The sequence below is a fragment of the Allobosea lupini genome (assembly GCF_900109525.1).
GTDB classification, from domain to species: Bacteria; Pseudomonadota; Alphaproteobacteria; order Rhizobiales; family Beijerinckiaceae; genus Allobosea; species Allobosea lupini.
In genome coordinates, this window is the sequence record NZ_FOAN01000007.1 from 113709 (window position 1) to 134964 (window position 21256).

The 21256-nt window shown below is 66.7% G+C and carries 25 protein-coding genes; 18 read left to right on the forward strand and 7 right to left on the reverse strand.

Going from position 1 to position 21256, the window contains the following annotated elements; genetic code table 11:
• Nucleotides 1–30 precede the first annotated feature (30 nt).
• A complete protein-coding gene (locus BMZ21_RS20860) occupies nucleotides 31–936 on the reverse strand; it encodes a LysR family transcriptional regulator (protein WP_091838725.1) in 906 nt (301 codons plus the stop codon).
• Nucleotides 937–1033: 97 nt separating this feature from the next.
• Here BMZ21_RS20860 and argH point away from each other — a divergent pair, with 97 nt between their 5' ends.
• From argH to BMZ21_RS20915, 11 genes are all read left to right on the forward strand, one after another.
• Nucleotides 1034–2449, forward strand: coding sequence for an argininosuccinate lyase (argH, locus tag BMZ21_RS20865; RefSeq protein ID WP_091838730.1), 1416 nt, complete (start codon nucleotides 1034–1036; stop codon nucleotides 2447–2449).
• Nucleotides 2446–3339, forward strand: coding sequence for an amino acid ABC transporter permease (locus tag BMZ21_RS30635; RefSeq protein WP_091838735.1), 894 nt, complete (start codon nucleotides 2446–2448; stop codon nucleotides 3337–3339). Before argH ends, BMZ21_RS30635 begins: the two co-directional genes overlap by 4 nt.
• Nucleotides 3340–3344: 5 nt before the next feature.
• Nucleotides 3345–4109 carry an amino acid ABC transporter ATP-binding protein gene (locus BMZ21_RS30640; RefSeq protein ID WP_091839411.1) on the forward strand — a complete coding sequence of 255 codons (765 nt, stop codon included), beginning with the start codon at nucleotides 3345–3347 and terminating at the stop codon, nucleotides 4107–4109.
• A 44-nt stretch (nucleotides 4110–4153) separates the two neighbouring features.
• Nucleotides 4154–4984, forward strand: a complete 831-nt coding sequence (locus tag BMZ21_RS20880; protein WP_091838738.1) for an ABC transporter substrate-binding protein — start codon at nucleotides 4154–4156, stop codon at nucleotides 4982–4984.
• Nucleotides 4985–5047: 63 nt separating this feature from the next.
• A complete protein-coding gene (locus BMZ21_RS20885) occupies nucleotides 5048–5956 on the forward strand; it encodes a LysR family transcriptional regulator (protein ID WP_091838742.1) in 909 nt (302 codons plus the stop codon).
• Between the two features lie 86 nt (nucleotides 5957–6042).
• The gene (locus BMZ21_RS20890; RefSeq protein ID WP_091838745.1) at nucleotides 6043–7020 is read left to right on the forward strand and encodes a Bug family tripartite tricarboxylate transporter substrate binding protein; all 978 of its coding nucleotides are present in this window, start codon (nucleotides 6043–6045) and stop codon (nucleotides 7018–7020) included.
• Nucleotides 7021–7033: 13 nt separating this feature from the next.
• Nucleotides 7034–8038, forward strand: a complete 1005-nt coding sequence (locus BMZ21_RS20895; protein WP_091838748.1) for a zinc-dependent alcohol dehydrogenase — start codon at nucleotides 7034–7036, stop codon at nucleotides 8036–8038.
• Nucleotides 8035–8652, forward strand: a complete 618-nt coding sequence (locus tag BMZ21_RS20900; RefSeq protein WP_091838752.1) for a hypothetical protein — start codon at nucleotides 8035–8037, stop codon at nucleotides 8650–8652. The genes BMZ21_RS20895 and BMZ21_RS20900 overlap by 4 nt, the downstream gene beginning before the upstream one ends.
• Nucleotides 8653–8730: 78 nt before the next feature.
• On the forward strand, nucleotides 8731–8991 hold the full coding sequence (locus BMZ21_RS20905) for an AbrB/MazE/SpoVT family DNA-binding domain-containing protein (RefSeq protein ID WP_425285459.1): 261 nt from the start codon (nucleotides 8731–8733) through the stop codon (nucleotides 8989–8991).
• Nucleotides 8988–9383, forward strand: coding sequence for a type II toxin-antitoxin system death-on-curing family toxin (locus BMZ21_RS20910; RefSeq protein ID WP_091838755.1), 396 nt, complete (start codon nucleotides 8988–8990; stop codon nucleotides 9381–9383). The genes BMZ21_RS20905 and BMZ21_RS20910 overlap by 4 nt, the downstream gene beginning before the upstream one ends.
• Nucleotides 9380–10267, forward strand: coding sequence for a beta-keto acid cleavage family enzyme (locus tag BMZ21_RS20915; RefSeq protein WP_091838759.1), 888 nt, complete (start codon nucleotides 9380–9382; stop codon nucleotides 10265–10267). Before BMZ21_RS20910 ends, BMZ21_RS20915 begins: the two co-directional genes overlap by 4 nt.
• A gap of 54 nt (nucleotides 10268–10321) precedes the next feature.
• On the opposite strand, the gene BMZ21_RS20920 is transcribed toward BMZ21_RS20915, so the two are convergent.
• Entirely contained in the window at nucleotides 10322–11545 is a 1224-nt protein-coding gene (locus BMZ21_RS20920) for an acyltransferase family protein (protein ID WP_091838762.1), read from the reverse strand.
• Between the two features lie 485 nt (nucleotides 11546–12030).
• Between BMZ21_RS20920 and BMZ21_RS20925 the strand changes: the two genes are divergently transcribed.
• The 4 genes from BMZ21_RS20925 (at nucleotide 12031) to BMZ21_RS20940 (ending at nucleotide 15528) form a co-directional block, all read left to right on the forward strand.
• Entirely contained in the window at nucleotides 12031–13395 is a 1365-nt protein-coding gene (locus BMZ21_RS20925; RefSeq protein WP_091838765.1) for an ABC1 kinase family protein, read from the forward strand.
• Nucleotides 13396–13452: 57 nt separating this feature from the next.
• Complete coding sequence (locus tag BMZ21_RS20930) at nucleotides 13453–14061, forward strand: hypothetical protein (RefSeq protein ID WP_143079750.1); 609 nt, start codon at nucleotides 13453–13455, stop codon at nucleotides 14059–14061.
• Nucleotides 14062–14238: 177 nt separating this feature from the next.
• Nucleotides 14239–14523, forward strand: a complete 285-nt coding sequence (locus BMZ21_RS20935; protein WP_091838771.1) for an aa3-type cytochrome c oxidase subunit IV — start codon at nucleotides 14239–14241, stop codon at nucleotides 14521–14523.
• 135 nt (nucleotides 14524–14658) lie between these two features.
• The gene (locus BMZ21_RS20940; protein ID WP_091838775.1) at nucleotides 14659–15528 is read left to right on the forward strand and encodes an alpha/beta hydrolase; all 870 of its coding nucleotides are present in this window, start codon (nucleotides 14659–14661) and stop codon (nucleotides 15526–15528) included.
• On the opposite strand, the gene BMZ21_RS20945 is transcribed toward BMZ21_RS20940, so the two are convergent.
• The 5 genes from BMZ21_RS20945 to BMZ21_RS20965 all read right to left on the reverse strand — a co-directional run bounded on the left by BMZ21_RS20945 (nucleotide 15525) and on the right by BMZ21_RS20965 (nucleotide 19022).
• Nucleotides 15525–16370: a tetratricopeptide repeat protein gene (locus tag BMZ21_RS20945; protein WP_244543937.1), complete on the reverse strand. Its 846-nt coding sequence runs from the start codon at nucleotides 16368–16370 to the stop codon at nucleotides 15525–15527. The genes BMZ21_RS20940 and BMZ21_RS20945 overlap by 4 nt on opposite strands.
• A gap of 311 nt (nucleotides 16371–16681) precedes the next feature.
• Nucleotides 16682–16939, reverse strand: coding sequence for a 30S ribosomal protein S21 (gene rpsU, locus BMZ21_RS20950; RefSeq protein ID WP_091838783.1), 258 nt, complete (start codon nucleotides 16937–16939; stop codon nucleotides 16682–16684).
• 168 nt (nucleotides 16940–17107) lie between these two features.
• Complete coding sequence (locus BMZ21_RS20955; protein ID WP_091838788.1) at nucleotides 17108–18208, reverse strand: 5-(carboxyamino)imidazole ribonucleotide synthase; 1101 nt, start codon at nucleotides 18206–18208, stop codon at nucleotides 17108–17110.
• A complete protein-coding gene (purE, locus tag BMZ21_RS20960) occupies nucleotides 18205–18702 on the reverse strand; it encodes a 5-(carboxyamino)imidazole ribonucleotide mutase (protein ID WP_091838792.1) in 498 nt (165 codons plus the stop codon). The genes BMZ21_RS20955 and purE overlap by 4 nt, the downstream gene beginning before the upstream one ends.
• Nucleotides 18703–18803: 101 nt before the next feature.
• Nucleotides 18804–19022, reverse strand: coding sequence for a YdcH family protein (locus BMZ21_RS20965; protein ID WP_091838796.1), 219 nt, complete (start codon nucleotides 19020–19022; stop codon nucleotides 18804–18806).
• 228 nt (nucleotides 19023–19250) lie between these two features.
• Here BMZ21_RS20965 and BMZ21_RS20970 point away from each other — a divergent pair, with 228 nt between their 5' ends.
• The 3 genes from BMZ21_RS20970 (at nucleotide 19251) to BMZ21_RS20980 (ending at nucleotide 21254) form a co-directional block, all read left to right on the forward strand.
• A complete protein-coding gene (locus BMZ21_RS20970; RefSeq protein ID WP_091838802.1) occupies nucleotides 19251–19439 on the forward strand; it encodes a YdcH family protein in 189 nt (62 codons plus the stop codon).
• 183 nt (nucleotides 19440–19622) lie between these two features.
• Nucleotides 19623–20468 (forward strand): helix-turn-helix domain-containing protein, encoded by an 846-nt coding sequence (locus BMZ21_RS20975; protein WP_091838806.1) that lies wholly within the window; start codon nucleotides 19623–19625, stop codon nucleotides 20466–20468.
• 66 nt (nucleotides 20469–20534) lie between these two features.
• Nucleotides 20535–21254: an alanyl-tRNA editing protein gene (locus tag BMZ21_RS20980; RefSeq protein WP_091838811.1), complete on the forward strand. Its 720-nt coding sequence runs from the start codon at nucleotides 20535–20537 to the stop codon at nucleotides 21252–21254.
• Nucleotides 21255–21256 lie beyond the last annotated feature (2 nt).

The window sequence follows — 21256 nt, forward strand, 5'->3', positions numbered from 1 at the left end:
CGGTCGGTCTAGAGCATGCGCCTTGCGCGCTCAACCCGCGGCCTCGAAGCGGCGGGCCTCCTCGCAGAGCCAGGCGACCAGCGTGTCGAGGGCCGGGCTGCGCTCGCTCTGCGAATTGACGGTCAGCCAGCAGCCGGTCGCGCTGTCGAAATCGAGGCCGAGCGGATTGACCAGCGCGCCGGACGCCAGTTCCTCGGCGACATAGCAGCGTGGCGCGAGCGCGACCCCGAGCCCGGCGACGGCGGCGCGGATGATCACGGAATAGTAGCCGTAGCGCACGGTGTGGGCCGGCACCGCGCCGCGCAGGCCGTGCGCCTCGGTGAACTCGGCCCAGAAGGTCGGCATCTGGAAATGCTGCAGCAGCGTCATCTTCTGGATGTCGGCTGCGCGGGCAAAGCCGCCCAGGCGTTCGAGCGCCGCAGGGGCTGCAACCAGCGCGACCCGCCGGCCGAAGAGATAATGCGACTCGCGATCCTGCCAGGGGCCGAAGCCGTGGACGATCTCGAGGTCGGCTTCCTCGATCTCGTTCTCGCTGACGAAATTGGTGAACTGGACGTCGATCTCGGGATGGGCCTGGGCGAATTCGGGGAAGCGCTCCATCAGCCAGCGCTCGCCGGCGATGGCGATCATGTGCAGCCGGATCGGCCGGCCGATCGCGGCACGCTCGGCGAGGCGGCGGGCGCCGCGCTCCATCTGCTCGATCGCAGCCTCGGCATAAGGGCGATAGATCGTGCCGGCCTCGGTCGGCTTCAGCCCGGCGGGACTGCGCTCGAACAGCTCCGTGCCGAGATGGTCTTCCAGCGCCTGGATCTGCTTGGAAACGGCGCTCTGGGTCAGATGGACCTCGCCGGCCGCCTTCGCCGTCGAGCCGAGGCGGGCGACAGCGAGAAAGACCCGGAGCGCCGTGGTCGACGGCGGGAGGTTGCGACCGGCCAAACAGATATTCCTTCAGCGACTACCCTGGAGGAGATCGTTTCGTTTGCCGGTTGCGCGGTCAAGAGGGCAGTGTTTCAGGCAAGGGGAGACGAACATCATGAACCAGACCACGCGCCTGTGGGGCGGCCGTTTCCGAAAGTCGCCGGATCCGCGCATGATGAAGCTGTCGAGCGCGGGCGGTGCCCATGCCCGTCTCGCCCCGCAGGACATCGCCGGCGGCAAGGCCCATGCGGCCGAACTCGAACGCGCCGGACTGCTCAGCCAGGACGAGGCCAGGACCATCGTGGCAGCGCTCGAGGCGATTGCCGCCGATCTCGCCGCCGGGACGCTCGCGCCGGACGAGAGCGACGAGGACGTCCATACCTTCATCGAGCGCGTGCTGATCGCCCGCATCGGCGCGATCGGGGCCAAGCTCAGGGCCGGGCGCTCGCGCAACGACCAGGCCGCCAACAACCTGAAGCTCTATCTGCGCGCCGAGGCGCGCTCGATCGGCGCGATGCTGGCCGAACTGCTCGATGCCATCGCCGGCCAGGCCGAGCGGCATGCGGCCTCGGTCTGCCCCGGCTTCACCCATCTGCAGAGCGCCCAGCCCGTGACTTTCGGCCACTGGCTGATGGCGCATGGCCAGGCTCTGTCGCGCGACGCCTCCCGCCTGCAGGACTGGGAGAAGCGCTCCTCGCTCTCGCCGCTGGGTGCCGCCGCGCTGGCGGGATCGGCGATCGCCCTGACGCCCGAACTCAGCGCCAGGGCGCTCGGCTATGACGGCCCCTGCGAGAATTCGGTCGATGCCGTCGGCGCGCGCGACCATGTCGCGGAATTCCTGTTCGTCGCGGCGATGCTGGCGACCAACCTGTCGCGGCTGGCGGAAGAGGTCACGCTCTGGACCTCGCGCCAGTTCGGCTGGGTCGTGCTCGACGACGCCTTCGCGACCGGATCCTCGATCATGCCGCAGAAGAAGAACCCGGACATCGCCGAGATCTCGCGCGGCCGGGCGGCGCGCCTCACCGGCGATCTCGTCGCCATGCTGGGCGCGCTGAAGGGCCTGCCGCTCGCCTATAACCGCGACCTCGCCGAGGACAAGCGTGCCGCCTTCGATGCGGTCGACGTGCTCGGCGAGGTGCTGCCGGCGTTCGCCGGGCTGATCGAGACGATGGAGGCACGCACCGACGTAATGCGGGCGCAGGCCGGTGCCGGTTTTGCGCTTGCGACCGAAGTCGCCGATCATCTCGCCCGCAAGGGCGTGCCCTTCGCCGAGGCGCATGAGATCAGCGGGGCGCTGGTGCGCTATTGCGAGGAGATGGGCCGCAAGCTCGAAGGGCTGGAGCCGGTGGAACTGCGTGCGATCGACCCACGCCTCGACGAGAGCGTTCTCGCGGTGCTGACGCTCGATGCGGCGGTAGCGGCGCGCAGCGGCTATGGCGGGACAGCGCCGGCGCGGGTCGCCGAGCAGATCGGCCGCTTCCGCGGCTGGCTCACCGGCTTCTCGCAGTGGACGAGGGAGCGCGCAGCATGAGCAGTGCAACCCAGACCATGCCGGATCGCGGCCTTGCCGAGCTCGCCGGCCTGACCATCGTGCCCAAGCGCTTCTACGGGCGCTGGGTCGCCGCGGCGGCGATCCTGTTCGTGCTCGCCTGGATCGTCAAGGCGTTCGCGCAGGGGCAGATCGCCTGGCCGGTGGTGGCGCAGTTCTTCACCGCGCCGGCCATCCTCGCCGGTCTCGTCAACACGTTGATCATGACCGTCTGCGCCATGGGGCTCGGCATCGTGCTCGGCGTGGTCTTCGCGATCATGTACATGTCGCCGAACCCGGTGCTGCGCGGCGTCGCGCTGTTCTATATCTGGTTCTTCCGCGGCACGCCGCTGCTGCTGCAATTGCTGCTCTGGTTCAACCTGGCGCTGGTTTTCCCGACGATCGGCATTCCCGGCGTGGTCGAGTGGCGCACCATCGACATCATCGGGCCGTTCATGGCGACGCTGCTCGGCCTCGGCATGAACCAGGGCGCCTATACCGCCGAAGTGGTCCGCTCCGGCATCCTCTCGGTCGATCTCGGCCAGACCGAAGCCGCCAAGGCGATCGGCATGACCCGGCTGACGACCTTGCGCCGGATCGTGCTGCCGCAGGCGATGCGGGTGATCATCCCGCCGGTCGGCAACGAGGTGATCAGCATGGTCAAGCTGACCTCGGTCGCCAGCGTGATCCAGTTCTCCGAGATCCTGCGCAATGCGCAGAACGTCTACTATGCCAATGCCCGCGTCATCGAACTCCTGATCGTCGCGGCCGGCTGGTACCTGCTCGTCGTTACGCTCCTGCAGATCGGTCAGTTCTTCCTCGAACGCGCCTTCTCCAAGGGCCGGGGCGAGCGCCGCGCAAAGCCGCAGGTCGCCGAGGAGGCCGCCGCGTGAACGCCCTGTCTCCGATCGTCGTCGCCGCCAGCGTCACCAAGCAGTTCGGCCCGCTGAAGGCGCTGAACAATGTCTCGCTCTCGGTCTTGCCGGGCGCCGTGCAATGCATCATCGGCCCGTCCGGCTCGGGCAAGTCGACGCTGCTGCGCTGCATCAACCAGCTCGAGAAGATCGACGCCGGCGCGATCACCGTCGCCGGCGAGCTGATCGGCTATCGCCGCGTCGGCAACGAACTGCACGAACTCAGCGATGCCGAGATCGCGCGCCAGCGCCTCAAGACCGGCATGGTCTTCCAGCGCTTCAACCTCTTCAACCACATGACGGTGCTGCAGAACATCATCGAGGGGCCGCTCACGGTGCTGAAGCGGCCGCGGCGCGAGATCGTCGCCGAGGGCATGGCGCTGCTCGAGCGCGTCGGCCTTTCCGAGAAGCGCGATTCCTATCCGATCGAGCTTTCGGGCGGCCAGCAGCAGCGCATCGCCATCGCCCGCGCGCTGGCGATGAAGCCGCAGGTGATGCTGTTCGACGAGCCGACTTCGGCGCTCGACCCGGAGCTCGTCGGCGAAGTGCTGAACGTGATGCGCGACCTCGCCGCCTCCGGCATGACCATGATCGTCGTGACCCACGAACTCGGCTTCGCCCGCGAGGTCGCGAGCGACGTCGTCTTCATGGACAAGGGCGAGATCGTCGAGCAGGGGCCGCCGCGGCAGGTGCTGGTTTCGCCTCAGCAGCCCCGCACCCGCGACTTCATCGCCGCCGTCCTCAAGTGAGCCAAGACCCAGTGAATCCAAGCAAAGACAAGAGGGAGACCACCATGCTTCGCCTTTCGCTCGCCGCCGCGCTGCTCGCCGGCACTGCGCTCGCCGCTCAGGCCCAGGCCCTGCCGGACCGGATCAAGGCCGCCGGCAAGATCGTCATCGCGACCCAGCCGAACTATGCGCCGATCGTCTACAAGGACCCGGCGACCAACCAGATGGCCGGCTTCGACTATGAGCTCGGCGAAGCCATCGCCAAGGAGCTCGGGGTCAAGGCCGAATGGCAGGACACTGCCTTCGCCCAGATGCTGCCCTCGCTGACGACCGGCCGCGTCGACATGGTGATGGCGGGGATGAGCGACCTGCCGGCGCGGCGCGAGACGGTCGATTTCGTCGACTACATGGTCTCGGGCGCGCAGTTCTACACGGTCACTGCCTTCAAGGATTCGGTGAAGAGCGTCGAGGATCTCTGCGGCAAGAGCGTCGGTGCCAGCCGCTCGACCAATTGGCCCAAGCAGATCGGCGAGTGGAGCGATGCCAACTGCGTCGCCAAGGGCAAGCCGGCGATCACCGTGGTCGGCACCGAGGGGTCGGTCGACGCTCGCACCCAGCTCAAGACGCAGCGCCTGCAGGGCGGCGTCCAGGGCAGCGAGACGATGACGCATTTCCAGAAGCTCGAGCCCAACACCTATATCCCGCTCGGCGAGCCCTTCACCCGTTCGTTGACCGGCATCCCGTTCCCGAAGACGGCCGAGGGCGGCCAACTGCGCGACGCGGTCAAGGGCGCGCTCGAGCGGCTGCAGGCGAGCGGCACCTATGACGCGCTGATCGCCAAGTATGTTCAGCCGAGCAACGCGCTGAAGCCGATCTCGGTCAACAAGGGCGAGTGATCGCTTGACCCTGCCGGTCTCGGCGGCTTCGCTGCCGTCGAGACCGGCGGTTTTCTCGCCGGCATGCCCAGCGAGGAAAGCGTGCTGACCTTCCGCCAGATCGAGGTGTTCAAGGCGGTGATGGCGGCCGGCAGCCTCGCCGGCGCCGCGCGCGAATTGCGCATCGCGCAGCCGACGGTGACGCGGATGATCCTGCGCATGGAGGATCAGCTCGGCGCCAGGCTGTTCAACCGGGTCCGCAGCCGTTTGACCCCGACCCAGGAAGCGGCACGTTTCCTCGCCGAGATCGACCGCGCCTACGAGCAGATGCGCTCGGCGGTGGAACGGGCGGCGCAGGCGGCGCTGCCGGAGCACTCGGTGTTCCGCTGCGGTGCTTCGCCCAGCATCGGCCGCGGCCTGGTTCCTGCGGCGCTGGCGCTGCTGGTCGAGCGCATGCCCGCCGTCTCCCTGCAACTCGACATCCTGACCGTCAGCCAGGTGCTGCCCTATCTGCTCGACGGTGCTGCCGATGCTGCGGTGACGCTGTTTCCGGTGCTGCACCATGAGGTGGTCAGCACGCCGGTCGGCAATGGCCGGCCGATGCTGCTGGTGCCCGCCGGCATGGACATACCCTCTGCCGAAACAAGTCTCGCAGGCCTGGTCGATCGCGCCTGGATCGTTTTCCAGCCGCGCTCCGTCCATGGCGACATGGCAGCCGGCATCCTGTCCGATCACGGCTTGCGGCCGGCCCGAACGCATCTTGTGCGCTTCGCCGAGACGGCGGTCGCATTGGTCGAGGCCGGGGTCGGCGTCTGCATCGTCGACGAGTTCTCGGCGCGCGCCGCCGACATGTCTCGCTTGCGATGTCTGCCTGTGCCGACGACCCGGCGTTACGAAGCCTATCTGCACCGGCCGCTCGCCGCGCGTGGCGAGGTGACCGAACGGTTCGAGCAGTGCCTGAAGGATGAGCTGCGCGCAGGATCTATGCCTTAAAGCTATAGCTGCTGCATGCAACGTCGCTTGAATCGGCGAGCCGGCTCCGTTTGAGTGCGCGCAGAAAAATCAGGGAGGATTGCAGCATGCAGACGCGTCAACCGGCCGTGAGCCGTCGCTTCGTCCTGTCCGGCATGGCGGCGACGCTGGCCTGCCCGGCACTGGCTCAATCCTATCCGGGCAAGCCCGTGAGCCTGATCGTCACCTTCGCGGCCGGTGGCGGCGTCGACGTCACTGCAAGGCTGATCGCCGAGTCTCTCAGCAGCATCCTCGGCCAGCGCGTCATCATCGACAATCGCGGCGGCGGCGCGACGATGACCGGCACGCAGGCCGTGACCAAGGCCGACCCCGATGGCTACATGCTGCTCGCAGCCCCGACGACGATGGTGATCAACCCGGCGCTGCGGGCGAGCATGCCGTTCGACTGGCGCAACGATCTCGTTCCGGTCGGGCTGATGGCCAAGCTGCCCTTCGTCGTGGTGACCCGGCCGAACTCGCCCGTGAACACGATGAAGGATCTGGAGGCGCTGGCGAAGCAGCGGCCCGAGCCCATCCTGTTCGCTTCGGGCGGCACCGGCACCGTCGCCCACCTCGCCGGCGAGCTCTTCGCCATGCGCACCGGCAGCAAGATGCAGCATGTGCCCTATCGTGGCGAAGGCCCTTCGCTCGCCGATGTCGCGGGCGGCTCGCTCGACGTCACCTTCGCGACGCTGGCTGCGGTCGCAGGGCAGGTCGAGGGCGGTTCGCTGAAGGCGCTCGCCGTCACCACCAGCGAGCGCGCCGGCCTGCTGCCGAAGGTGCCGACCGTCGCCGAGCAGGGCTATGCCGATTTCGACGTCTCCGCCTGGGTCGGCCTGATGGCGCCGAAGGGAACGCCGCCGGCGGTGATCGAAAAGCTGCGCGCCGCATTGGCGACGGCGCTGGGCGACGCCGAGCTCAGGCGCAAGCTCGAGGCCAGCGGCTCGATCCCCGCGGCCGTTGGCTTCGACTTCGACGGCTTCCTCAAGCGCGAGAGCGAAATCTGGAGCAAGGTCGTCAAGGAAGCCGGGGTCAAGGTCGACTAGACGGGTTGCTGCAATGCTCGCCATCCGCAAGGCCGCGCCTGAACCGGGGCTGATCTGTCATGAAGTCGAGGCGCCCGCTCTCTTGGGCGACGACGAGATGCTGATCCGCATCGAGGCTGCCGGTATCTGCGGCACCGATCTGCACATCGCCGATTGGACAGCGGGTTACGAGGCGATGACGAGCGCGATGCCGGTCACGCTCGGTCATGAATTCGCCGGCACGGTCGAGCGCGGCCCGTCAGAGTGGCTCGGACGGCGCGTGGTGGTCAGGCCCTCGGTGACCTGCGGACACTGCGAAGGCTGTCGGCAGCGCGGCGAGGATGGCTGCACGGCGCGGAGCGGTATCGGCATCCGGCGCAATGGCGGTTTCGCCAGCCTGGCGAGCGTGCCATCGCGCAACTGCGTGGCCGTGCCCGAAGGGCTGGACGCAGAACTCGCGGCTCTGACAGAACCGATGACGGTTGCGGCGCAGGCCGTGTCGCGTGCTGGTACAGTCGAGGGCAAGCGCGTGCTCGTGCTCGGCCCCGGACCGATCGGGCTCGGCGTCGCGCTCTTCGCCGAGCGGGCGGGAGCCGCGGCTTTGACGATAGCCGGACGCGACGACGCGGCGAGGCTGGCTTGCGCCCGTGCGCTTGGTTTCGGCGATACCAGGGATGCGCTCGCCGATGATGAACCGCTAGCTCCCTCCGGCTATGACGTGATCTTCGAGGCGACCGGCGTGCCGGAGGTCGCGAGTGCGGCGCAGCGCCTCCTCGCGCCCGGCGGCGTGCTTGTGATCTGCGGCATCCATGCCCGGCCGGCCAGCTTCGACCTGACTGCGATGGTGCGGCTGGAGCAGGGCGTCATCGGCTCCTATCGTGCGCCGGTGGCGCGCTGGAGCGAGGTGGTCGCGGCGATAGCGGATGAACCCGAGCGCTTTCGCAGGCTGATCAGTCACCGCTTGCCGCTGGAGGACGCACTGGACGGCTTTGCATTGATGCGCAACCGCACCGCGATCAAGGTGATGCTGCAGCCATGAAAAGCAGCGCCTTCCTCGTCTTCGCCAATGATGTCGATCCGGCCCAGCGCGAGGCCTATGAACGCTGGCATGGCGGCCATCATGTTCCGCAGCGCTTCACGGTCCCGGGCATCCTGCGCGCCACGCGCTATCAGGCTGTTGGCGGCGGATCGCCCGACTATCTCACCGTCTATGATCTCGCCGACATCGCGGTACTGAATTCGCCGGAGTATCGTCGGCTCGCCGAGCACCCGGACGCGGTCACGCTGGCGATGCGCCCTTTCTTGCGCAACCCGTTGCGGCTCGCCTGCCATGCCATGGTCGGCGCCGATTGTCCGCATGGCGGCAGTCTCGTCATGCTGCGGATGGCTGATGCCAGCGCTGGGCGCGTGGCTGCATGGCTGGAGGCGGAGAGGCCCCCAACGATCAGGCTCGGCAGAACCGCGCCCGATGCCGGCGAGCATCCGATCATGGGGCAGGCCGCGATGTCGGAGGAGGCTGTCGCGCTCGTCTTTGCCGATACATCCGAGATGGCGCAGACCATGGCTGAGCGGATGCGGGATGCAATCCGGTCGGAGCCTCTGTCGGCCTCCCGCTCGGGTCTGCTCTACGAGCGGATCGAAAGCTTTTCCTGATGCAGCCGGCTAGTTCAAGCTGCGCGACGGCGGCGTTTGCGTTATACAGTTTGTATAACGCCGCTCAAGGAGCACGCCATGAACAAGCCCGAAAAGCCTGTGGGCGAGCAGGCCATGGTCCTGCAGGTCCGCAAGATCGGAAATTCTGTCGGCATCATCCTGCCCAAGGAGCTGCTGGCGCGATTGAAGCTGGCCGAAGGCGACAAGCTGACGGTAGTCGAGCAGCCGGAGGGCGCCTTCAAGCTAACTCCCCGTGACGATCTGCACGAGCGCACCATGGCGATCGCCCGCAAGGCGATGAAGCAATACGCCAATGCGCTGCGCGAGCTAGCGAAATGACCGAGCCGTTCTGGCTCACAGCTGACGTTGTAGCCGATATCCACTCCGAGCAGTTGGCACTCTTCGGCGGCCCCGACGGCATTCGTGATCGGGGCTTGCTGGAATCCGCTCTGGCGCGGCCTATCAACCGCTTTGCCTATGGCGAGACCGACATGGCGGCGCTGGCCGCAGCCTATGCATTCGGCATCGCCAAGAACCATCCCTTCATCGACGGCAACAAGCGTGTCTCGCTGCTGGCGCTGATTATCTTCCTTCGGCTGAACGGGATCGAGTTCGCGCCGAGCGAGGCCGATGCCGCCGCCATCATCCTCGCACTCGCCGCCGGCGAGGTCGAGGAGGAGGGGCTGACGCGTTGGATCCGCGATAACTGGCCGAAGGACGCACCCCCATGAAAACCCCGATCTGGATCGAGGCCGCGATCAACGGGCCGTGGGGCAAGGAGCGCCAGCCCGGCATTCCGATCGCGATCCCCGACATCGTCGCCGACGGGATCGCTGCGGTCGAGGCCGGCGCCGCGATCGTCCACTTGCATGTCTACGATCTCGAGACCGGCCGCCAGCGCGACGATTGGGAACTCTATGCGCAAGCCATCGAGGGGATCAGGGCCAAGGTCGATGCGATCGTCTACCCGACGATCCCGATCCTCGGCTCCGGTTACGCCGGCGACATGATCGGCTCGGGCCGCTACACGCATCTGGAGGAATTGGCCAAGCGCGGCCTGGTCGAATGGGGCGTGCTCGATCCAGGCTCGTGCAACTGGACGACCTTCGCCGGCATCCCGGGCGGCGAGGCCGGCTTCATCTACCAGAACCCCGGCGAGCATATCCGCGAGGGGATGGCGGTCGCGCAGGCGCACAGGATCCATCCGAGCTATGCGATCTACGAGCCCGGCTTCACCCGCCTGGGCGCGGCGCTTGCCAAGGCCTATCCCGGCATGCCGACGCCGATTTATCGTTTGATGTTCTCCGACGCCTTCGCCTGGGGCTTCCCGCCGAAGCCTTATGCGCTGGAGGCCCATCTCGCCCTGCTGGCGGAGTGTGCGCCGCAGGCCCCGGTGATGATCGCCGGGCTCGGCGTCGACCTCAGCGAGATCGTCGCGCCCGCAGTCGCACGCGGCGTCCATGTCCGTGCCGGGCTGGAGGATGCGCCCTTCGGCGAGACGCGCAGCAATGCAGAGCTGATCGCCCACATGGTCCGAAAGGTCGAGGCGGCGGGAGGGCGCCCGGCGAGCGTGGCGGAGGTTCGGACGGATCTGCACATGAGGCGCGTCGCATAGCGATCCGATGACGCTGGCGAACCTGCCCGAGCAAAGCGCCCGCGGGTGCGCAAGCTACGAGAAGCGCGTCGTTTTGCCGGGCCAGCGCTTCGAGCCCAGCGACAATGCCACGCAGGGTCGTTCGACGAGCCAATAGAAGCCCAACGACAGTGTCAGTACGAGCGCGAGACCGACGATCGCGCAAAGCAGAACCAGCGCCAGGAACGGCAGGTGTCTGTAGTGGTTGATGACGATCGGCATGGTGATCTGCAGAAGCTGCAGGTGAACCAGATAGATCGAGAAGGACGCGGTGCCGATTCTTGCCAGTGCCCGGTTGCTCATGGCGCGTCGGAAACCGGACTGCCCGGTCAGGCAGGCGAGCATTATCGCGGCGATAGCGGCGAGTTGCGCAGGGAGTTGCCACCATATCGGGCCGCACGGCGTACCGAGGAGGATGAGCGCCAGGACCCCCAGCGATCCGACGGGCCATTTCATCGCCGGGGCGAGATCCACTGCCCGGCCGCGACTGCTCGCCGTGAATTCCGCCATCAGCGCGCCGATGGCGAAATAGGGCAGAAAAGCGAGGAGCGAGTACCGGATGCCGCGCGAGCCGTATGTCTCCGCGAGGATGGCGACGAGCACCGTCGTCGTCAGGAACAGCAGGCTCGTCACCACCCTGCCGTTTCGCTCGGAGGCTCTGCGATACCATCGCCACAGGGCCGGCCCGATGATCAGGAATTGGAAGTGGACCTCCAAGAACCATCCGGGTGGGAAAAGACGCGGGAACGAATCAAAAGCCAGGTCATGAACGTACAAAGCGCTCGTCACGAAGCTCAGAAATAATGATTCCGGCGCTCCATAAAACTGATATGAACCAGCAGGTCTGTATCCTGTGATTGAAATCACTGCAAAAGTTGCGAATAGAACGATAAAATAGGGCGGCCATAGCCGCGTAAGTCTATTTTTCAGAAGATTAAAATCATCGATTTTCGAATGATTTTTTGCCTCTTTCTCGATATATAAGATCAATGTGAAGCCGGTTATGCAGAACAGCAACCTGCAGCCGGAAAACGGCGTCGCCAGAATGCCAAGTAGCGACGTCTCGATCACATTGAGTGCTTCGCGACCGTAGAAGCGTTCGACGCGCTGCAGCAAATGGCCAATGACGACGATCAGGATCGCGACGCCGCGCAGTCCGGTGAGCTCCGGCAGATGCGTGCGGGTGAGGTCCGACGCCCGTCCCAGGAAGCCTGGCACGGCATCGACCGCGTAATAGCCGGCGATCCGGTTCGAGCGCATTCATCCTCGAGCGAAAGCGGAGCAAGGAACGCATCGGCACACACCGGATCGCCAAGCGTCCCATCGAACGCGAGGTCGTGACCCGTTCCCTCGTCGAGGCATCGGGACTGTCGGGAACGTGGAGGCCACTTTCCGGTCCGATGCTTTCGCGACAGCCTGAACACCCTGGCATGCGCCGCCGATGACGATCCCCGCGAGCGGTATCGCCTGTCGCCAGCCTCTCCGATCGATCGCCGCCCCATTCACGTGTCCGCGGTGGGAGCGCCTGAATTCTGCCAGGCCTCTCTGGCCATGGCGATCACAGCAATAATTGTACCACTTTGGAACGCCGGGGCCGTTGGCGAGGGCAGGTTCGGAAAAGGCGACGATTCCGCACGATTGCGGCCCGGAAAGCGGCTGGCGGTGCGTCGCTGCAGCGATGGCTGCATTGGCACCGGCCGCCGCAGCCCCTACATGCTGCCTGTCACGACGTCAGTGAGTGCCTAATGTCCGAACGCGACAGCGAAGCGAATCGATTCTCTGCCCGCGCGGCGCGCTATGCCCGTGTCGGCGCCAATGTCGGCGGGGTGGCGGCGCGGATCGCCGGCACCAAGCTGTTCGGGCTGGAGGGCCGCAACGCCACCAATGCCGAGGCGCTGGCCAAGGCGCTGGGCGGGCTGAAGGGGCCGCTGATGAAGGTGGCGCAGCTCGTCGCCACCATCCCCGACGTGGTGCCGCCGGAATACGCCGCCGAATTGCAGAAGCTTCAATCGGAGGCGCCGCCGATGGGTGCCGCCTTCGTCAAGCGCCGCATGCAGGCCGAGCTCGGCGCGAGCTGGCGCGAGCGCTTCGCCGAGTTCGATCTCAAGCCGGCTGCGGCAGCCTCGCTCGGGCAGGTGCACCGGGCGGTGTCGCTCGAAGGCAGCCCGCTCGCCTGCAAGCTGCAATATCCCGACATGGAATCGGCCGTCGAAGCCGATATCTCCCAGCTCGAAATCCTGTTCGGGCTGCACAGGCGCATGGGCGCGGTGATCGACACCAGCGAGATCGCCAAGGAGATCAGCGCCCGCGTTCGCGAGGAGCTCGACTATCGCCGCGAGGCCAGGCATGTCGCGCTCTACCAGCGCATGCTCGCGGCGACGCCGGAGGTGCGCGTTCCGGATGTCGTGCTGGAGTTGTCGACGCGCCGGCTCCTGACCATGGGCTGGCTCGATGGCGACAAGATCCTCAACCACAAGCAGGCGAGCCAGCAGGTCCGCGACCGGATCTCGACCGCGATGTTCCGGGCCTGGTGGCGCCCGTTCAGCCATCACGGCGTGATCCATGGCGACCCGCATCTCGGGAATTACACAGTGTTCTCCGAGGACGACACGCCGGCAGGCATCAACCTGCTCGACTATGGCTGCATCCGCATTTTCCCGCCGAGCTTCGTCGGCGGCGTGGTCGATCTCTATCGCGGCCTGCTCACAGGAGAAGAGGCCCGAGTCGTCCATGCCTATGAGGTCTGGGGCTTCAAGGGGCTCAACAAGGAGCTGATCGAAACCCTCAACATCTGGGCGAAGTTTATCTACGGCCCGCTGCTGGAGGATCGCACGCGCCGCATCGCCGAGGGCGTCAGCCCGGCTGAATACGGCCGCAAGCAGGCGTTCCAGGTCCATTCGGCATTGAAGGCGCGGGGGCCGGTGACGGTGCCGCGCGAATTCGTCTTCATGGACCGCGCTGCGATCGGCCTTGGCGGTGTCTTCCTGCATCTCGATGCCGAGCTCAACTTCCACCGGCTGTTCGAGGAGGAGATCGAGGCTTTCAGCGTGGAGCGGGTGGCGAGCGAGCAGGGCGCGGCGCTGGCTGCGGCCGGGCTCGCCAGCTCCTGATCGCCGCAATCGGCAAATCTACCCCAGTCTGGCACAATCCCTCGCCGGAGGGGCATGATGCCGGATGTGATCAAGGACGAGGCACGGCGGCGCGACTATGGCCTGTTCGTGCGGCCCGGCGCCGGCGGGCTCGCGCTCAAGCTGGCGGATGAAGGCGTCGCGCTGACCGACGAACACTTGTTCTGGGCGAATGGTGTCGGCGAGGAGACGCGGCCGCTTTCCGATATCAGCGGCGTGCATCTCACTGTCGCCCACATCACCCGGCATGGCGATTTTGGCTCCTGCGAAATCCGCTTCGAAGGATCGGCGCCGCTGCAAGTGGTCGCCAGTAGCGCCTTCGGCTTTCCCGATGAGCAGCGCAGCCCGGTCTACGCCGCGTTCATCCGCGATCTGCATGCCTCGCTGGCACAGAGGCCCGCCGGCACGGTGCGCTTCTCGGCGGGGGTTAGCGAGGGGCGCTTGAGGGTCATGCAGGTGATGCTGGTCATCGCCGGGCTGCTCTTCGTGGCGCTGCCGCTGGTGCTGCTCCTGCTCTCCGGCGAACTCGGCATGCTGGCTGCAGCGCTGGCCGGCGGCATTCTTGTTGCAGGTCTCTATGGCTGGACGGAGAAGAATCGGCCACGCGGCTATGATCCGCGCCGTGTTCCGCCGGAACTGCTGCCATAAGTCGCGCCACCTGGTTGGCGCTCCGAACCGCTGCAACCAGCAACGCTGCGCGTTTTCAGGTGGCTTTGTACTGCGGCGTCCGGAAAATGGCCGTCGGCGTTCCGGCACTCCCGTTGCCGACCCTTTTCAGGTGCGCTACAGGGCGTCAGGACAAGGTTTGAAATCGGGATTTCCTTCATGGCCGACCACGGACACGCCTCCGACATTCCGCAGATGGACTATCCGGAGCATGAGCGCACCTATGTGGGCTTCGTGCATTTCGCCGAGGTCGGTACGGTCGCCTGCCTCGCCATCGTCGCGGCGCTCGCGGTCGGCGGCACCAAGCACGCCTGGGGCACGGCCATCATCGGCACCCTGCTGACCCTGGTCGGCACCGGCATCGGCATCGCCGCCCCGTCGATCGGCTGGCGCGCCACGCTCGTTCCCTTCGTCCTCATGCTGCTGGCGCTGCTGCTCTACTGAGCGGCTGAGGCCTGGCACTGACGGAATCGTCAAGGCGCCAGCGCAGTTGAGCCGGCGCATCCGTCATCGGAACGTCGTAATGGGCCGGCTCGATGCCGGCCCTTTCGTTTGGGCGATGACCGAGGCCAGCGGGCGATGCGCAGGATCCTGAAGCTTCTCGCCATCGGCGCGGTCTGCGCCTACGGCGCCGTGCTGGCGCTGCTCTACGTCAAGCAGCGCGAGATGATGTATCCGCGCAATCCGGCCCGGGTGGAGATCGCCAGCGCCGACCTGCCGGGCGTCGAGGAGACAGTGCTGACGGCAGCCGATGGCGAGAAGCTGGTCGCGTGGGTGGTGCCGCCGCGCGAGGGCAAGCCGGTGCTGCTGTTCTTTCACGGCAATGCCGGCAACTTCGGCCGGCCGAGCCGGCAGGCGCGTTTTCGCGCCCTGACGCAGGACGGCACTGGCCTGTTCGCGGTCAATTATCGCGGCTATGGCGGCTCGACCGGCTCACCCACCGAGGACGGCTTGGCGCAGGATGCGCGCGCCGCCTATGCCTCGGCCGTGACGCGCTTCGGCGCGGAGCGATTGATAGGCTACGGCGAGTCGCTTGGCACCGGCGTGGTGGTGAAGCTGGCGGCCGAGGTTCCGCTCAAGGCGGTGATCCTCGAAGCACCCTATCTCTCGACCGCTGCAGTGGCGCAGCAGCTCTACCCTTATGTTCCGGTCGGGCTGTTCATGCATGACCAGTTCCGCTCGGACGAGGCCATCGGCAAGGTCAAAGCGCCTGTGCTCGTTCTGCACGGACAACGTGACGGTGTCATCCCGTTCAGCCAGGGCGAGGCGCTGTTTGCGCTCGCCAATCTGCCTAAGCGCTTCATCCGCTTTCCGGAGGGCAATCACGGGAACCTGCCGACCCATGGCTCGGTGCAGGAGATCAGGCGCTTCCTCGCCGATCTCGGCACCAGCCGGCTGGCGGGCAGCGAGACGGTGACCGCTGCGGCGCAGTCGGCTCGACTGTCTTAGAGGCGGAACATGCCGCCGCCGCCGAGGCGGGCGGAGCCGGCGCGGGCGATCTGGTTGTTGCCGTCGAGCCCGAGGGCGCGCTGATAGGCCTCGCTCGCCTCGGTCTTCTTGCCCTGCTTCTCGAAGGCGAAGCCGCGGCCGGCCCAGGCGGCGGCATTGCGGTTGTCGACATTGAGCGCGGCGGTGAAGTCCTCCAGCGCGGAATCGTATTTGCCGAGCGCGTTCAGGCTCTCGCCCCGGGCGATATAGGGCGGGGCGGTATAGGGATTGCGGTCGATCACCGAGTCGAAATCGGTGACGGCCTGCTGATGCTGGCCTTCCTTTTGGTAGACCAGCCCGCGCGCATGGAAGGCTTCGGGCGATTCCGGATTGAGGCGGATCGCGGTGTTGAGGTCTGCCAGCGCCTGCTGGCTGTTGCCCTGCAGGCGCAGCAGGTTGGCGCGTGCGACAAAGGCCGGGGCGTAGTTCGGATTGGCGGTGGTGGCGCGGTTGAAATCCTGGAGCGCGGCGTCGTTACGCCCGCTCTGGCGCAGCGCCAGGCCGCGATTGGTATAGGCCGGCGCGAAATTGGCGTCGATCTGCACGGCCTTGGTGAAATCGGAGATGGCGTCGGAATAGCGGCCGATGCGGGCGTAAGCCGCGCCGCGCGTGTTGTAGGCCTGCGGATCGTTCGGGTTTCGGTTGATCACCTCGCTGAGCGAGCCGATGTTGACGCTGGCTGCCTCGGTGTTTTCGGTCTGGAGCTCGGCGACGCCGGCGCCGGAGCTCATGCTCACCGTGTCGCAGCCTGCGAGCGCGAGCGCCAGGCCCGTCGCGATCAGCCAGTTCCTGCCTGTGAGCATGCTCTTATCCATCGCCTTACAACTCTCACCTGCCATGCGGCGCCACCGCCCCGGTGCGCCGCCATCCTCCACAACGCCCAAGCCCTGACAAAGTTTGGTTAACGAGTTAGCGCCGGATGAGTTCGATGTAAACGCAAGGCGTTCTCATCGAGGTCCGAATCCGTCTCGTATCAAAGAGTTAGAGCGGGATTAATGCGAAAGATCGGGTCCCGCTTCTTCGCATCCTGCTCTCAAAAACGACAACGCCTGGAGAAGCTCCAGGCGCCCGTAGATATCAGTGGCACTAGCTAGCGGCCTAGCCTCTCGCGTGGTCAGATTGCCGGCCGGGCGGGGCGCTCAGGGCGCTTCGGCTTGACCGGGGCCGGCAGCAGGCCTTCGCGCTGCAGCTTCTTGCGGATCAGCTTGCGGGCGCGGCGGACGGCCTCGGCCTTCTCGCGCGCCTTCTTCTCGGACGGCTTCTCGTAATGGCCGCGGAGCTTCATCTCGCGGAAGATGCCCTCGCGCTGCATCTTCTTCTTCAGCGCCCGCAGCGCCTGGTCGACATTGTTGTCGCGAACAAGAACCTGCACGTCTTTAGTCCGTCGTTGTCGGTGGTCCGGAATCGGGGCGGCGACCTCCCGTCCGGAAGATCGCCGCGAGGGTCGTGCGGATACCAGAATTCCCTGGGGCTGTCCACGCTGCAACGCCGCAAAACGCGTGAAAACACGCGCGTTTCGGAGGCCGGAGCGGTCCGGCGTTCAGTCCCTGTCGGGGAGGACGCGGGTGACGTGGCCCATCTTGCGGCCCGGCCGCGCCTCGCGCTTGCCGTAGAGATGCAGATGCGTGCCGGGCTCGGCCAGGATGGCACGCCAGTCGTTGGCCTGGTCGCCGATCAGGTTCTGCATGGTGACGCGCCCGCGTCGCGCCGTCGCGCCCAGCGGGAAGCCGCAGACGGCGCGGACATGCTGGTGGAACTGCGAGGTCTGCGCCCCCTCGCTGGTCCAGTGTCCGGAATTATGGACGCGCGGGGCAATCTCGTTGACGACGACCTGCTCGCCGCCTTCGCCCTCGACCAGGAAGAACTCGACGGCGAAGACACCGACATAGCCGAGCGCCTCGCCGATGCGCCGGGCAGCCTCGATCGCGGCGTCCGCCGCGGCTGCGCCGATGCGGGCGGGCACCTGCGTCAGCGCCAGGATATGGTCGCGATGCTCGTTCTCGCAGACGTCGAAGGCGGCGAAGGAGCCGTCGGCGGCGCGGGCGGCGACGACCGACACTTCGCGGGAAAACGTCACGAAGCCCTCGAGGATCGCCGGGAAATGGCCGATCTCGTCCCAGGCCTGCGCGAGATCGGTGCCATCGGCGATCTTGACCTGGCCCTTGCCGTCATAGCCGAAGCGCCGCGTCTTCAGGACGGCCGGCCGGCCGAGCTTTGCGACGGCCTTTTCGAGATCGGCGAGCGAGTCGACGGACTCGAACGGGGCGACCGCTAGGCCGAGATCGGCGACGAAGCGCTTCTCGGTGAGGCGATCCTGCGTCACCGCGAGCGCGCGGGCGCCGGGATGCAGTGGGGTGCGGGCGGCGAGGAAGGCGGCGGTCGCGGCCGGAACGTTCTCGAATTCGTAGGTCACGACGTCGACGGCATCGGCGAAGCTGGCGAGCGCCGCCTCGTCCTCATAGGCGCCGATGGTGTGGCGGGCGGCGACCTCATAGGCCGGGCTGTCGGCGTCGGGCGCGAAGATATGCACGCGCACGCCGAGATCGGCCGCGGCCAGCGCCAGCATGCGAGCGAGCTGGCCGCCGCCCAGGATGCCGAGGACGGCGCCGGGGCCGAGACCGCGCGGATCGGGCGGGCTCATGCGTCGTCCTTCGGGCGCTCGGCGACGGCGGCGCTGAGCTTGGCGCGCCAGGCGTCGAGGCGCTCGGCGAGAGCCTCATCGGAGAGGGCGAGGACGGCAGCAGCGAGCAAGGCGGCGTTGATCGCACCGGCCTTGCCGATGGCGAGCGTGCCGACCGGGATGCCGCCTGGCATCTGCACGATCGAGAGCAGGCTGTCCTGGCCGGAGAGCGCCTTGGATTCGACAGGCACGCCGAAGACGGGCAGGGGTGTCAGCGAAGCGGTCATGCCCGGCAGATGCGCGGCGCCGCCGGCACCGGCGATGATGACCTTGAAGCCTTCTGCCCTGGCGCCCTTGGCGAAGGCATACATCCGGTCCGGCGTGCGATGGGCCGACATGATGCGAGCATCGAAGGCGATGCCGAGTTCGGCAAGCGTGTCTGCGGCATGGCGCATCGTCGCCCAGTCGGACTGGCTGCCCATGATGATGGCGACGGGTGGGGTCGGCTCGGCCATGAAATCGGCGCTTCCCGGCAGGAGGGAGGAAGCGCGCGATCTAGACTGGCCGCTGCGTCATAGGCAAGCGGCGAATCGGGATTCCTGCGGATTTTCCGTGGCTAAGCGATGATGTCGGGCGTCAGCTGGTCTTCGAGATGGGAGATGCGGTCGCGCAGATAGAGCTTGCGCTTCTTCAGGCGCTGGATCTGGATCTGGTTGATCGGGCCGAGGCGTTCGAGCGCATCGATGGCGCTGTCGAGATCGCGATGTTCCTCACGCAACCGCGCGAGTTCCGCCTGCAGGACCTCGATCTCCTCCGCGCTCAATTCGAATCCCATGAAGCCGTCTCATCATCGCCGCGATCGCGTCCGACTATGCGCAGGCGCGGGCGGCCCGGCAAGGTGTCGCCGGCGTGATGCGGGCCGGCTCGCTCGCATTCATGCGCCTCGGGAAAGGTCCCGGAAGGGATCACAGAAACTCATGGTGCAGTGCACGTCTGCCCCGCAGACGCGAAGCCGGCTCTGTGTCAAACTTCTCTTGCTAGAACGCTCATCAGGAGGATCCAGATGTCGCTGCAGACACATCTCGCCGAGCTCGAACGCAAGCATCGCCAGCTCGAGGAAGCCATCGCCCAGGCGGTTGCCAGCCCCTCGTCCAGCGATCTCGGCGTGGCAGAGCTCAAGCGGAAGAAGCTGCTGCTGAAGGATGAGATCGAGCGCGTGCGGCTGACCATGCCGGCACCGACACTACACTGACATGCCAGAGCGGACCGCGGCGGTCCGTGACGAATTCGCGCAAGACGCGCTTCACCGGCCCCGAAAGGGGCCGGTTTTTTGTGACCACAAGCGCTGCGACCTGCGGCCGGCCCTGACGGACGCCGGGCTTGGACGCGATCGAGGGATCGTGCGAGACTGCGCCGAGATGAGAGGAATGCGCCGTTGGCCCGTGTCGATAGGCACAATACCGCACGCTACTGGAACGCGACCGGCGTCGACGGACTCAGCTGCCTCCACGCCGATTTCACCACGCATGACTACGCGCCGCACCAGCACGAGGCCTTCGTCGTCGCAGTGACGGAGAGCGGCGGCTCCGAGTTCAAGAGCCGCGGCCGCAGCGACGAGGCTCGCGAGAGCGTGCTGCTCGTCTTCAACCCCGCCGAGCCCCATTCCGGCCGCATGGGCTGGAGCAGAAGCTGGCGCTATCGCTCGTTCTATCTGACGCAACCCGCCATCGATCAGGTCACGGCCGATCTCGGCATCGATCGCCCGGCCTATTTCGTGCGCAATGTCATTGGTGACGCCGATCTGATCGCGGCTTTCGGCCGGCTGCATCGCAGCCTGGATGACGGCCATGATCCGCTCGAAGAGCGCGAACTCCTCGTCGCCAGCTTCGGCCAGCTCTTCGCGCGTCATGGCGACGGCGCCCACGCGATCCCGACTGTGCCGCGCGACGAGGCCGCGCTTTCGCTCGTGGCCAGGCGGATGGCCTCGCAGCATGCGGAAAGCGGGCTGAGCCTGACCGAGATGGGGCTTTGGGTCGATATGACCCCGTTCCAACTCATCAGCCTGTTCAAACGCACGGCCGGCCTTACGCCCCATACCTATCTGACACAGCTCCGGCTTAAGGCGGCGATCCGAGAGCTGAAGGCCGGCGTGCCGATCGCCGACGCGGCGCTGGCCAGCGGCTTCTATGACCAGAGCGCCCTGACGCGGCACTTCAAGCGCTCCTTCGGCATCACGCCCTTGCAGTATCAGCGGGCGGGCGCTGCCGGCCGCGCCCGCTGATCGGTCAATTTCCGCCAATACGGTTCCAAGCCGCGTCCCCAGACTTCTTCGAAAAGGAGTCTTCGCGTGACGCGCTATTTCTGCCTGGACGAGCCGGAGGTGTTCGCCCTCGAAACCGTCGTGACGGCCGCCGAGCCGGGGCGTATCCGGCTCGATCGATCGCCGTTCTATCCCGGCGGTGGCGGCCAGCTTCCCGACAAGGGCACATTGCAATGGTCGGGCGGCGATGTCGCGATCGCCGGCTTCGAGGACACAGGCGATGGCATCTGGCATCTTCTGGCCGAGCCGATCTTGCTCTCGGGGGCCGTGGTCGCCGAGGTCGACCGCCCGTTCCGGCAGCTCATGCGCGAGCTCCATACCGATCTGCACATCGTCAATGCGCTGGTCTATCAGGGCTTCGACGGCGCGCTCGTCACCGGCGTCCAGATGAATGAGGACGGCACGGCGCGGATCGATTTCGACCTGCCGGAGGCCGACAATGAGCGCCTGCGCGGTCTGGAAGGCGCCATCAACGATGTGATCAGGCAGGATCTATCGGTCCGTGAGACCCATGTCGGCGAGGGCGAGGCCTTCGACGAGCCCGGCCTGATCCGTTCGCGCTCGGTCACGCCGCCGCCGACGGCCGATGGCCGGATCAGGGTCGTCGAGATCGCCGGGCTCGATCGCCAGGCCTGCGGCGGCACGCATCTGGCGTCTACGGGAGCGTCGCGCCCGCTGCGCATCCTGAAGATCGACAACAAGGGCCGGCACAATCGGCGCCTGCGCATCGGCCTCGACGGCGGGTGAGG

What these genes read in the sequence shown, in the direction of transcription:
- BMZ21_RS20945 (WP_244543937.1), bottom strand. Translation starts at nt 16,370, where the DNA reads ATGCTCACAGGCAGGAACTGGCTGATCGCGACGGGCCTGGCGCTCGCG.
- BMZ21_RS20920 (WP_091838762.1), bottom strand. Translation starts at nt 11,545, where the DNA reads ATGCGCTCGAACCGGATCGCCGGCTATTACGCGGTCGATGCCGTGCCA.
- BMZ21_RS20905 (WP_425285459.1), top strand. Translation starts at nt 8,731, where the DNA reads ATGAACAAGCCCGAAAAGCCTGTGGGCGAGCAGGCCATGGTCCTGCAG.
- BMZ21_RS20935 (WP_091838771.1), top strand. Translation starts at nt 14,239, where the DNA reads ATGGCCGACCACGGACACGCCTCCGACATTCCGCAGATGGACTATCCG.
- BMZ21_RS20970 (WP_091838802.1), top strand. Translation starts at nt 19,251, where the DNA reads ATGTCGCTGCAGACACATCTCGCCGAGCTCGAACGCAAGCATCGCCAG.
- BMZ21_RS20880 (WP_091838738.1), top strand. Translation starts at nt 4,154, where the DNA reads ATGCTTCGCCTTTCGCTCGCCGCCGCGCTGCTCGCCGGCACTGCGCTC.
- BMZ21_RS20895 (WP_091838748.1), top strand. Translation starts at nt 7,034, where the DNA reads ATGCTCGCCATCCGCAAGGCCGCGCCTGAACCGGGGCTGATCTGTCAT.
- BMZ21_RS20965 (WP_091838796.1), bottom strand. Translation starts at nt 19,022, where the DNA reads ATGGGATTCGAATTGAGCGCGGAGGAGATCGAGGTCCTGCAGGCGGAA.
- purE (WP_091838792.1), bottom strand. Translation starts at nt 18,702, where the DNA reads ATGGCCGAGCCGACCCCACCCGTCGCCATCATCATGGGCAGCCAGTCC.
- BMZ21_RS20915 (WP_091838759.1), top strand. Translation starts at nt 9,380, where the DNA reads ATGAAAACCCCGATCTGGATCGAGGCCGCGATCAACGGGCCGTGGGGC.
- BMZ21_RS20900 (WP_091838752.1), top strand. Translation starts at nt 8,035, where the DNA reads ATGAAAAGCAGCGCCTTCCTCGTCTTCGCCAATGATGTCGATCCGGCC.
- BMZ21_RS20940 (WP_091838775.1), top strand. Translation starts at nt 14,659, where the DNA reads ATGCGCAGGATCCTGAAGCTTCTCGCCATCGGCGCGGTCTGCGCCTAC.
- BMZ21_RS20955 (WP_091838788.1), bottom strand. Translation starts at nt 18,208, where the DNA reads ATGAGCCCGCCCGATCCGCGCGGTCTCGGCCCCGGCGCCGTCCTCGGC.
- BMZ21_RS20890 (WP_091838745.1), top strand. Translation starts at nt 6,043, where the DNA reads ATGCAGACGCGTCAACCGGCCGTGAGCCGTCGCTTCGTCCTGTCCGGC.
- BMZ21_RS20930 (WP_143079750.1), top strand. Translation starts at nt 13,453, where the DNA reads ATGCCGGATGTGATCAAGGACGAGGCACGGCGGCGCGACTATGGCCTG.
- BMZ21_RS30635 (WP_091838735.1), top strand. Translation starts at nt 2,446, where the DNA reads ATGAGCAGTGCAACCCAGACCATGCCGGATCGCGGCCTTGCCGAGCTC.
- BMZ21_RS20925 (WP_091838765.1), top strand. Translation starts at nt 12,031, where the DNA reads ATGTCCGAACGCGACAGCGAAGCGAATCGATTCTCTGCCCGCGCGGCG.
- argH (WP_091838730.1), top strand. Translation starts at nt 1,034, where the DNA reads ATGAACCAGACCACGCGCCTGTGGGGCGGCCGTTTCCGAAAGTCGCCG.
- BMZ21_RS20885 (WP_091838742.1), top strand. Translation starts at nt 5,048, where the DNA reads ATGCCCAGCGAGGAAAGCGTGCTGACCTTCCGCCAGATCGAGGTGTTC.
- BMZ21_RS20910 (WP_091838755.1), top strand. Translation starts at nt 8,988, where the DNA reads ATGACCGAGCCGTTCTGGCTCACAGCTGACGTTGTAGCCGATATCCAC.